The organism is Streptomyces calidiresistens, assembly GCF_014141525.1.
GTDB classification, from domain to species: domain Bacteria; phylum Actinomycetota; class Actinomycetes; order Streptomycetales; family Streptomycetaceae; genus Streptomyces; species Streptomyces calidiresistens.
In genome coordinates, this window is record NZ_VKHS01000102.1 from 1 (window position 1) to 10,618 (window position 10,618).

The window sequence follows — 10,618 nt, forward strand, 5'->3', positions numbered from 1 at the left end:
GAGGTGCGGAGGGGGAACGCCGGGCGGCACCGTGCCGCTCCCGCCTCCCGGCGACGCGGGGGTGAGGGACGACACGCGCCCGCGGCCCGGCGAGCGGTCGGGGCGCCGGGAAAGGGGCCGCCGGGCGCGGGGCACCCGTTCCGCGCGGTGCCCCCCTCGAACCCGCTGAACCCGCTGAACCCGCTGAGCGGGAGATCGGGAAACCGACCCCGGAAACACCCGGGAGCGGAGCGCGTCGGGACCACGGACAAGCACCGCGGGAACGCCACGCGGCGACCCGCCACGGCGCCGCCGGAACCGGCTCAGGCGCCCGCGAAGGAGTAGAAACGCTTCAGCGTGCAGTGCTCGTCGAGCAACCGACCGTAGATGGGCTCGCCCTCCAACTCCCGGTACACCTCGATCGGGTCGCCTTTTATGATCAGCGCCCGCGCGCACTCCACACACCAGTACTGGTAGGAGGGATTGACCGGCTCGAGATCGCGCACGATGGGGGTGGCCCCGCCGCACCAGTCGCACTTCCTGCTGTGTGCTCCCATGACGCGATCAACTCCAGCCTCGGCCGCAGGCCATGCGCACGTGGAAATCCTCCGTGGTCGCCGGGAGTTCCGCACCGGGTCGCCCGTCCCGGCCGGCACGATTCTGCCACGGGGAACGGTTCGCGATAAGCGGACGATCCCGTCTCCCCCGAAGGGAGACGGGATCGATACCTCGTGTGCACGATCGCACACCCGCGTCGTGCGCCCGGCGCGCCGGCCCGGGCCCCGGTGGCTCAGGTGTCGTCGCCGATCACCGGGAGGGGCAGGCTGCCGGCGTTGTGCTCCAGCAGACGCCACCCGCGGACCCCGCGGCCGAGCACCGACCAGCAGCAGTTGGACAGTCCGCCCAACGCCTCCCAGCTGGAGGGTTCCAGGCCGATCAGGCGTCCGATGGTGGTGCGGATGGTGCCGCCGTGGCTGACCACGATCAGGGTGCCGTTGTCCGGCAGCTTCTCCGCGTGGCGCTCCACGAAGGGCGCCGCGCGGTCCGCGACCTCGGACTCCAGTTCGCCCCCGCCGCGGCGCACGGCCTCGCCGCGCTTCCACGCGGCGTACTCCTCACCGTAACGGGCCCGGATCTCCTCGTGGGTCAGCCCCTGCCACACCCCGGCGTACGTCTCCCGCAGCGCCTCGTCCCTCCGCACCTCCAGGCCGGTGAGGGCGGCCAGTTCGGCGGCGGTGTCCGCGGCCCGGCTCAGGTCCGAGGAGACGATGGCGTCCGGGCGCAGCCGGGCCAGCATGCCGGCCGCCCGCCGCGCCTGGGCGCGCCCCTCGTCGGTGAGCGGGATGTCCGTGGTGCCCTGGAAGCGGTGCTCCAGGTTCCAGGAGGTCTGCCCGTGCCGCCACAGGACGATGCGGCGGCCCGGCGGCGGAACGCTCACGGGGAGTCCTCCCGCCCGTCGTCCGCGGCCCCGGCGCCGCGGGTCGCCTCCGCGTCCGGCGGCAGCTCCAGCCGCGGGCAGTCCTTCCACAGCCGCTCGAGCGCGTAGAAGACCCGCTCCTCGGAGTGCTGGACGTGCACGACGATGTCCACGTAGTCCAGCAGCACCCAGCGTCCCTCGCGCTCCCCCTCGCGGCGCACGGGCTTGGCGTCCAGCTTCTCCCGCAGCTGCTCCTCCACGGCGTCCACGATCGCCCGGACCTGGCGGTCGTTGGGGGCGGAGGCCAGCAGGAAGGCGTCGGTGATGGCCAGGACGTCACTCACGTCGTACGCGATGATGTCGTGCGCCAGCTTGTCGGCCGCGGCCTGGGCGGCGACCGTGATCAGCTCGGTGGCGCGGTCGGTGGCGGTCACAACAGGGGGTTCTCCCTCGATCGACGAATATCGGATCCAGGGTCTCACGTCCCGGGGCGACCCGGCCGCCGGGCCGGGTCGCCCCGGCAGGGGGAGGTCGGCCCTCCCCCTGCCGGGGTCCCGGCCGCTCCTACTCGCCGGCGTCGGCGTCCTCACCGACCAGGACCACGATGTCCGCGTTGCCGGGGACCTCCCCCTCGACGGCGGCCTCGTCGGGCAGCCCCAGGGTTCGGGCCACCTCCACCGCGGTCTGGCGGAAGGGTTCCGACCGGTAGCGGACCTCGTCCCCGGAGATCTCCCCGTCGGCCGCCCGGGTCTCCACCACGGTGAACCCGCCGTTGACCAGCAGCACCCGGGCCGACTCGCCGGCCGCCCCGTCCTCGCTGCCGTCCCGCACGGCGACGCGGGGCAACTGGACGCCCTCGGTCTCGTTCACGGTGCCGCCGAGGACGGCCGCGACCACGTTCTCGGCCGTCCCGTCGTCGATCGTCCCGTCCTCGCGGACGGTGAGCAGCACCATGTCGTGCGCGCCGGCGCCGGCCATGCCGGCCAGCCGGGCGAGGTTGGCGCCCAGCGCCTTCTCGGAGAGGGAGGGATCGGGGACCTGGGCCAGGTTCTCCACGATCCGGACGGCACCGTCCTCGGTGTCGGGCATCTTCTCCCAGACCGCCGACATCACCTGGCCGAAGCGCTCCAGTTGGGCCCGCTGGGGTTCGTCGTCGGCGCGGTGGACGGCGTAGGCGACGGCCTGCGCCCCGGTGAGGGAGGTCCCCTCCCCCTCGGGGACGACCTCCTCGCCCTCCTCGTCGGGGACGGCGGTGTCGGTGTCCACCGTGATCCCGCCGACGAGGTCCACGAGGTTCTCCAGGTAGGGGGTGTCCAGTCGCCAGGTGCCCCTGATGTCGGCGCCCAGCAGCGTGCCGACGGCCTCGCGGACCGACGCGGCGCCCTCCTCGGTGACCGCCTGGCCCAGGGTGGTGGTGCCGCCGTCGGGGGTGACGACGAGTTCGTTGGGCAGCAGGAGGGTGGTGCCCCGCTCGGTGGTGCGATTGGCCACCAGAAGAGCGGTGGAGGTGGTGTCGCCGTTGGTCTGACGCAGGTGGACGATGATCACGTCGCGGCTCTCCGCCGTGGGTCCGGCCTCCTCCTCGGTCCCCTCACCGCCGGTGAAGGGCAGGCGGTCCCCGGCCCACAGCCATCCCACACCGCCCACCAGGGCCAGGACCACGGCGATCACCAGCAGGCGGCGTCGGCCCAGGGCCTTGCGCCTGGCCTCCTCCCGCCGTTCGGTGCGGCTCTCGCTGAACTTGAGCCAGTCGATGACGTCCTCGCCGCCCTCCTCCTTCTCCTCGACGAAGTCGAACCCCTCGGCGCGATGGTCGTGGGGACCCTCGCCCGGCTCCTCTCCCCCGGGCTCCCCGGAGCGGTCCCGGGTGCCGCCGGGCCCGTCGGTACCCGGGGACCCGTCGTATCCGTCGTATCCGTCGTATCCGTCGTATCCGTCGTCCGTCGCGGTGTCCTCCCGGGCGTGGTCGGTCGCCCGGCTCCCGCCGTCCCCGTAACCGGCGTCGTCGTACCCGGTCGCGCCGTAGCCGTTCCCGTACCCGGCGTCGCCGTATCCACCGGCGTACCCGTCGTCGGCCGGGCGCCGGGGTCCCGGCACACCGGCCTCCCGCGGCTCCCCGGGACGCACGGTGGTGCGCGAGAAGGCGTCCGGGTGTCCGGCCGCGCCCGTCCCGTTCGGGGTGCCGTCCCATCCCCCGGAGCCGTACCCGTCGCCGTGGGCGGCGTGGCCGTCCCACCCGCCGGTCCCGCCGGCGTTCCACGTCTGCCCGGCTCCGCCGGCCCGGGCGTCGGAACCCTCGTGGCCGGCCCACTCGGCCGTGCCGTACCCGTGGGAGGTCCCGGCGTCGTATCCCCCGTGCCGGCCCCCGTCGGCGTTCCCGCCGGTGGCCGGGTCGGCCCCGTACGGGTCCCACCCCCCGGAACCGCCGGTCGCCGGGTCGCCCGCGCCGGGGCCGCCCCACGCCTCCTGTTCCGGCGTGCTCCCCCATACGGGGCGACCGTATTCGTCGTATCCCCGGAACTCCCGGTAGGGATCGTGTCGGTCGTTCACGAGTCCGCCCCCTTCGGGCCGCGGTCGGCCCCCGAGCCCTGGTCAGCGCTGCGGTGCCGGTCGGTCACGGTAGAGCCTGCGCTTGTTGATGTAGCGCACCACCCCGTCCGGTACCAGGTACCAGACGGGCTCCCCCACGGCCACCCTGGCCCGGCAGTCCGTGGAGGAGATGGCGAGCGCCGGGACCTCGATCAGCGACACCCCGCCGTCGGGCAGACCGGGATCGGTCAGGGTGTGGCCGGGGCGGGTGACGCCGATGAAGTGCGCCAGCGAGAAGAGTTCCGCCGCGTCGCGCCAGCCCAGGATCTGGGCGAGGGCGTCGGCGCCGGTGATGAAGAAGAGGTCGGCGTCCGGGTTCTCCCGGCGCAGATCCCGCAGGGTGTCGATGGTGTAGGTGGTGCCCGGCCGGTCGATGTCGATCCGGCTCACCGAGAACTGCGGGTTGGAGGCGGTCGCGATGACCGTCATCAGGTAGCGGTCCTCGGCGGGCGAGACCCGCTGGTGGCTCTTCTGCCACGGCTTGCCGGTGGGCACGAAGACCACCTCGTCGAGGTGGAAGCGGGCGGCGACCTCGCTGGCCGCCACCAGGTGACCGTGGTGGATGGGGTCGAAGGTGCCGCCCATCACCCCGAGTCGCCGCTTGACCGGCGCCCCGGTGCCCTCCGGGGCACCGTCTCCCGCCCCCGGGACGGGGGCGGTGACGGGCGCGCCGGGGTCATCCGCGCGCCGGGGCGCGTCCCCGGCGCGGGGAGTCTCGTCTGCCATGTGCCGAACCCTAACCGCTCGTCACGGGAACCCGTCCCGGGGAAGTCCGGTGGGGTTCCCGTACGGTGCGCCCGTCCCCGGTGGGGGCTCAGCGGTCCCGGTTGAGGAGGGTGGTGACCCACAGCATCGCCAACAGGGCGGCGAGGACGAGACCCCCCACCAACCAGGGGTTCAGCGCCCCGTGCTCGGCGCCCTCCTCGGCGAGGGCGGTCAGGGCGGCGGTGGCACTGGTGAAGTACATGCGATGACCCATCCGGAAAGAGGCGTCGGAAACGTAGGCTCATGGTATGCGGACCCGATGTCCGCTCCCTCTTGCCCCCACCACCGGGCCCGGGGTGCAGTTGGAGGGGAGACCGGACGCCGGACCGTCGGCGCCCGTCGAACGGGGCTCGGAGGGGGCCGAATGACCGAGAACACGAACTTCGACAAGAACGGCGAGGGCGACCGGAGGGGAACCGGAGGGGGCGGCGAACCGGGTGGCGACGGCCCGGACGCCGGGGTGCCCGGGCGGCGGCGCCGTCACTACCCCGGCATCTCCTCGCGGGCGTACGAGCACCCCGCGGACCGTTCCGCGCTGGTCGCGCTCCGCAAGCTGACCGGTTTCGACACCGTCTTCAAGACCCTCAGCGGCATGCTGCCCGAGCGCAGTCTGCGGTTGCTGTTCCTGTCGGACTCGGTGCGGGTGAGCGAGCGGCAGTTCGCCGAACTGCACCACATGTTGCTGGACGCCTGCGCCATCCTGGACCTGGAGCGCGTCCCCCCGATGTACGTCTCGCAGGACCCGCAGCCCAACGCCATGTGCATCGGCCTGGACCAGCCGATCATCGTGGTCACCACCGGCCTGGTGGACCTGCTGGACGAGGAGGAGATGCGGGCCGTCGTCGGCCACGAGGTCGGGCACGCGCTCTCCGGCCACGCCGTCTACCGGACCATCCTGCTCTTCCTGACGAGCATCGCGGTGCGGGTGGCGTGGATCCCGCTGGGCAACGTCGCGATCATGGCCATCGTCACCGCGCTGCGCGAGTGGTTCCGCAAGTCCGAGCTGTCCGCCGACCGGGCGGGCCTGCTGGTGGGGCAGGACCTGGACGCCTCGCTGCGCGGGCTGATGAAGCTGGCCGGCGGCCACAACCTGCACCGGATGAACGTGGACGCGTTCCTGGAGCAGGCCGAGGAGTACGAGGCGGGCGGCGACCTGCGCGACTCCGTGCTGAAGATCCTCAACGTCCTGCCCCGGACGCACCCCTTCGCGGCCGTCCGCGCGGCCGAGCTGAAGAAGTGGTCGCTGACCCGGGACTACCAGCGGTTGTGCGACGGGCACTACCCGCGCCGGGACGAGGACGGGGAGACCCGGATCTCGGACTCCTTCCGCGAGTCGGCCGGCCACTACGCGCAGACCGTCCGCAACGGCCGGGACCCGCTGATGAAGCTGGTCAACGACGTGGCCACGGGCGCGGGTGACCTCGGCGGGAAGCTGCGGGACTTCGCCACCGGCGGGGGCCGGCCCCGGCGCCCCGGCCCGGGGGGCACCGACGGTTCCACGGGCTCCTCGAACGACCGGAACGACCGGCACGACCCGAACGGCTCCGGCGACGGCCGCTGATCGGCTCCACCGGTCGCGGGGCGCGGACGGTTCCCGCCGTCCGCGCCCCGCGACCGGCACCGGCGGGTCCGACCGGGGGCGGGCGCCCGTTCAACTCCCGGCGGGCCCGTCGGAGGGCGTCTGTCGCAGGGTGCCGCACACCGTGCCCCCGGCCGCCGAGGGTTCCAGGACGGAGAACGGGTCCGTGCCGCCGCCCTCCGGGGCGTCCCCGGAGGGCCGCTCCCCGGCGAAGAGCGGACGCAGTTCCCGGGAGGGGTCCACGGCGCAGTCGGCGGGCCCGGCGGCGACCTGCGACCCCACCAGGACCACCCGGCGTTCGCGCAGGTCCCGCTCGGTGAACTCCATCCGCAGCCGTCGCTGCACCATGAACAGCGAGGCGGGGTCGTCGACATCGGCCTCCGCCGGCCGCACCGCGTAGGCGGCGACCAGCGCCACCGAGACCTCCAGGGCACGGCCCGCACCGACCTCCCGGACGGTGAAGGTGCCCCCGGTGCGCACCCGGGGGTCGGCGAGGGCGGCCACCGAGGGGTCGAAGCGGATCAGCCACCCGGTGGCGACCGGCCCCTCCTCCCCACCCGCCAGACTGCGGTCGAGTTGTCGCTGCTGTTCGGGGCGCAGCAGGCCCCGCACGGGCAGCACGGTGGCGCCGGTCAGCACCTCGGGGGTGAGGGTGGCGGCCACCGCGTACTCCTTGGCCAGGGCGAGGGCCTGCGCGACCTGCTCCCGGCCGAACTCCTCGGTGCGGCGCGCCTCGGGCAGCTCCAGGCCGGCGGCCCCGACGCCCAGGTCGGCGACCGGTCCCTCCGCCGTCAGCTCATCGACCGTGCCGCCGGGAACCTCCTCGCCGGGGACCAGCGGCACCACCACCGTCCAGGGCGGGGAGGTGTGCTCGATGGCCCCGTTGTAGGGGGAGTTCGTGCCGAGCAGCACGGCGACGGCGAGCGCGGTGAGGACGATCAGGCCCAGCACGATGCCCTGGGCGGGCAGCCCGGATCCCCACCGGGACTCCGGTGCGGGGGCGAAGCGGTTGCGGACCGGGGAGGTCTCCTCCTCCAGCCGCCGTTGGGCGGAGAACTCCTCGATGCGGGCAGCGCGGATGAACGACTCGTCGAAGACGGTCGATCGCCACTCCTCGTCCTCCCCGGAGAATCCCGTCGGGGTCCCCTCCGGAGGTTCTGAACGCCCGGCCACCCGTCCAGCGTAGGACGGGGAGGGGCCGGGGAGACAGTCCGCCCGGAGACGATTTCCGCTCCCGGGGGCCGACTCCGGCCGGCCGGGGCGGCGTGTTCCCCGATGCCGGGGGTCGGGGACGGGGAGTGCGCGGGACCTCCGCACCCCTCACCCGAATGGAGCAACGAGTCCCCCGTGCGACGGCGGGTCACCCACCGACGGAGGCGCCGGCGACGGAGCGCGAGGGGCGGCGATCCCCGCCGACCCCCGACCCCGCGGCGCGGGCACAAGCGACGCTCAGCCGCCCCGGGCCGGGAAACCGCCGCGGGGACTCCCCGCCCCGGCGGCACCGGCGGGCTCCCCGATGGGGGAACCGGCCTCCTCGGGCAGTTCGGCCGGGGGCGCCGGCTCACCGGCGGGCTCCCCCCGGCCGGCGCCCCGATCGATCGAGACCAGGGCGAACGCGATCACACTGAGACCCATCACCACGGCCAGCACGCAGGCCACCGGTCGCTGCCAGCGCCCCGGCCACCGGGCGGGCGGCTCCGGCGGCCGTGGCCCGACCCCCGCGGCATCCGGTGTCCCGCCGCTCCGCGCGCGCCCGGAGCCCCCGGCCGGGCGGCCGACGCCCCCGGCCCCGGGGGTCCGGTTCCCGGCGTCGGGGAAGATCCCGTGCCCCAGGCCGTACCCGTACCCGTAGGTGTGTCCGAAGCCGGGGTCGGGGAAGGCCGCCCCGGGATCGGCGGGATCGGCGAAGGGATGGTCGTAGACGAGCGGATCGCCGTCGGGGAAGGGCTCGGCGCGCTCACGGGCCGCCTCGCGCTCCGCGCGCTCCAGGGCGGCGTCCAGCGAACGCTCGGCGGCGCTGGGCTCGTGCACCCGCGCCGCCGCGACGAACGCCTCGTCGAGCACCAGGGCGTCGAACGCCTCGTCGGCCGCCCCGTGATCTGGGCTGTCGGGTCCCTCACCGTCCGGGAACGGTGGGCCCGTCGGGTCCTCCGGCACGTCCCCAGCCTAGGGCGATCGGGGACCGAACGGGAAGTCCCGCCCGAATTCACCCCCGGACGTGACCCTCGCCGGTGACCACGTACTTGGTCGAGGTCAGCTCCGGCAGGCCCATCGGGCCGCGGGCGTGGAGCTTCTGGGTCGAGATGCCGATCTCGGCGCCGAAACCGAATTGACCCCCATCGGTGAATCGCGTCGAGGCGTTGACGATCACCGCCGTGGAGTCCACCCGGGAGACGAACCGCCGCACCGCCGCCGTGTCGCGGGAGATGATCGACTCGGTGTGCCCGGAGGACCAGCGCCGGATGTGCGCCACCGCGGAGTCCAGGTCGGGCACCACGCCGGCGGCGATGTCCAGGGAGAGGTACTCGGTGCCCCAGTCCTCGTCGGTGACCGGGACGACCTCGACCCCGGCCGAGGCACCGGCCTTGGCCCAGGTCTCGTCACCGTGCACGGTCACCCCGGCGTCCCGCAGCGCGGCCAGGGCGAGCGGCAGGAAACGGTCGGCGATGCCGGCGTGCACCAGCACCGTCTCGGCCGCGTTGCACACGCTCGGCCGCTGGGCCTTGGAGTTCACCAGCAGCTCGACCGCCATGTCGAGGTCGGCGGCCTCGTCCACGTACACGTGGCAGTTGCCGACACCGGTCTCGATCACCGGGACGACCGACTCGCGGACCACCGTGTTGATCAGGGAGGCGCCGCCGCGCGGGATGAGCACGTCCACCAGGCCGCGGGCCCGCATCAGCTCACGTGCCGACTCCCGGCCCTCGCCGGGCACCAGCTGCACGGAGTCGGCGGGCAGGCCGGCGCCGGCCACCGCGTCCCGCAGCACCTCCACCAGGGCGGTGTTGGAGGCGTAGGCGGAGGAGGAGCCGCGCAGCAGCACGGCGTTGCCGGACTTCAGGCAGAGCGCGGCGGCGTCCACCGTCACGTTCGGCCGGGCCTCGTAGATGATGCCGACCACGCCCAGCGGCACCCGCACCTGCCGCAGCTCCAGCCCGTTGGGCAGGGTGGAGCCGCGCACCACCTCGCCCACCGGGTCGGGCAGCGCCACCACGTCGCGCACGTCGGAGGCGATCGCCGCGATGCGCTCGGGGGTGAGGGTCAGCCGGTCGATGATGCCCTCGGCGGTGCCGGCCTCGCGGGCGCGGGCGACGTCGCGGGCGTTGGCCCCGGTGATCTCCGCCGTCCGGGCCTCCAGGGCGTCCGCCACGGCCAGCAGCGCGCCGTCCCGCGCGGTGCGGGGCAGCGGCGCCAGCTCGGTGGCGGCCTCCCGGGCCCGGCGGGCGACCGCGAGCACCGGGGAGTCCTCCGGGGTTCCGGCGGCCGGGGTGGGGTTTTCGGTGGACGCTGCGGCCTCGGGGGCGGTACGGCTCATGGCCGCCAAGGGTACCGGGACGGTCACCCGGAACCGGCGGTTCGTCCGCATCCCGGGCACCGTCACCGCCCTCCGGGCGGAGTCCCGGAGGGCCCCGCCGCCCGAGTCCTCCCGTCTTCGTTTCCCGAACGCGCCCGGGGCCCGGATCGCCTCCCGCGCCCCCGCTTCACCCGTTCGGGTGGAAGTCGGTGGGGGCGCCCCCGGGGCGCCCGATCCGCCGGAGCCGGGTCGGAGCCCGGGGCGCAGCCCTTCGGAGACGATCTCAGAAGGGGTGCACGCCCACCGGCACCGCGGGCGGCGGCCCGTACCCCTCGGCGATCCGCTGGTGGTAGACGTCCCGACCGATCACCTCCAGGCCGACGATCTCCCACGGCGGCAGACCGGCCGTGCGCCGGTGCTCGCCCCACAGCCGCAGCGCGACGGCGGCGGCGTCCCGCAGGTCACGGGCCTGTTCCCAGTAGCGGATCTCGGCGTGGTCCCCCGCGTACCTGCTGGTCAGCAGGAAGGGATGGTCGTGCGCCAACTGCTCCAGGGCGCGCCGCACCTCCCCCACCGGCGCGGGCGTGCCGGCGACGCTGAGCGTCACGTGCCACAGTCGCCCCTCCTCGACGTCCCCCGGGTCGGCCCGCTCCTCCTCGGGGCGGTCCGACCGCCCCTCCTCGACGCTGGCCAGTCGTCTCACCGGCGGCCTCCTGACATGGTGCTGGTGTGCTGCCTTCGTCTCTTCCACGCGCCCCGCCCGGCGGATGGGGAG

General features: G+C 74.6%; 11 protein-coding genes. 1 reads left to right on the forward strand and 10 read right to left on the reverse strand.

Going from position 1 to position 10,618, the window contains the following annotated elements; all coding sequences use genetic code 11:
• Nucleotides 1-302: 302 nt before the first annotated feature.
• From FOE67_RS06980 to FOE67_RS07005, 6 genes are all read right to left on the reverse strand, one after another.
• The gene (locus FOE67_RS06980; protein ID WP_143618427.1) at nucleotides 303-536 is read right to left on the reverse strand and encodes a hypothetical protein; all 234 of its coding nucleotides are present in this window, start codon (nucleotides 534-536) and stop codon (nucleotides 303-305) included.
• 233 nt (nucleotides 537-769) lie between these two features.
• On the reverse strand, nucleotides 770-1,417 hold the full coding sequence (locus FOE67_RS06985; protein WP_323384400.1) for a histidine phosphatase family protein: 648 nt from the start codon (nucleotides 1,415-1,417) through the stop codon (nucleotides 770-772).
• Entirely contained in the window at nucleotides 1,414-1,830 is a 417-nt protein-coding gene (gene rsfS, locus FOE67_RS06990) for a ribosome silencing factor (protein WP_182661568.1), read from the reverse strand. The genes FOE67_RS06985 and rsfS overlap by 4 nt, the downstream gene beginning before the upstream one ends.
• 130 nt (nucleotides 1,831-1,960) lie before the next feature.
• Nucleotides 1,961-3,946, reverse strand: coding sequence for an LCP family protein (locus tag FOE67_RS30285; protein WP_182661570.1), 1,986 nt, complete (start codon nucleotides 3,944-3,946; stop codon nucleotides 1,961-1,963).
• 42 nt (nucleotides 3,947-3,988) lie between these two features.
• Complete coding sequence (nadD, locus tag FOE67_RS07000; protein ID WP_182661572.1) at nucleotides 3,989-4,711, reverse strand: nicotinate-nucleotide adenylyltransferase; 723 nt, start codon at nucleotides 4,709-4,711, stop codon at nucleotides 3,989-3,991.
• Nucleotides 4,712-4,799: 88 nt separating this feature from the next.
• Nucleotides 4,800-4,952, reverse strand: a complete 153-nt coding sequence (locus tag FOE67_RS07005; protein WP_182661574.1) for a hypothetical protein — start codon at nucleotides 4,950-4,952, stop codon at nucleotides 4,800-4,802.
• Nucleotides 4,953-5,114: 162 nt separating this feature from the next.
• Here FOE67_RS07005 and FOE67_RS07010 point away from each other — a divergent pair, with 162 nt between their 5' ends.
• Nucleotides 5,115-6,311, forward strand: a complete 1,197-nt coding sequence (locus FOE67_RS07010) for a M48 family metallopeptidase (RefSeq protein ID WP_182661577.1) — start codon at nucleotides 5,115-5,117, stop codon at nucleotides 6,309-6,311.
• Between the two features lie 90 nt (nucleotides 6,312-6,401).
• On the opposite strand, the gene FOE67_RS07015 is transcribed toward FOE67_RS07010, so the two are convergent.
• From FOE67_RS07015 to FOE67_RS07030, 4 genes are all read right to left on the reverse strand, one after another.
• Nucleotides 6,402-7,502 carry an SCO2583 family membrane protein gene (locus FOE67_RS07015; RefSeq protein WP_182661579.1) on the reverse strand — a complete coding sequence of 367 codons (1,101 nt, stop codon included), beginning with the start codon at nucleotides 7,500-7,502 and terminating at the stop codon, nucleotides 6,402-6,404.
• 276 nt (nucleotides 7,503-7,778) lie between these two features.
• Nucleotides 7,779-8,486: an SCO2584 family spore wall biosynthesis protein gene (locus tag FOE67_RS07020; RefSeq protein WP_182661581.1), complete on the reverse strand. Its 708-nt coding sequence runs from the start codon at nucleotides 8,484-8,486 to the stop codon at nucleotides 7,779-7,781.
• A gap of 49 nt (nucleotides 8,487-8,535) precedes the next feature.
• Entirely contained in the window at nucleotides 8,536-9,786 is a 1,251-nt protein-coding gene (locus FOE67_RS07025) for a glutamate-5-semialdehyde dehydrogenase (protein ID WP_438874192.1), read from the reverse strand.
• Between the two features lie 340 nt (nucleotides 9,787-10,126).
• Nucleotides 10,127-10,546 (reverse strand): DUF8830 family protein, encoded by a 420-nt coding sequence (locus tag FOE67_RS07030; RefSeq protein WP_182661585.1) that lies wholly within the window; start codon nucleotides 10,544-10,546, stop codon nucleotides 10,127-10,129.
• Nucleotides 10,547-10,618 lie beyond the last annotated feature (72 nt).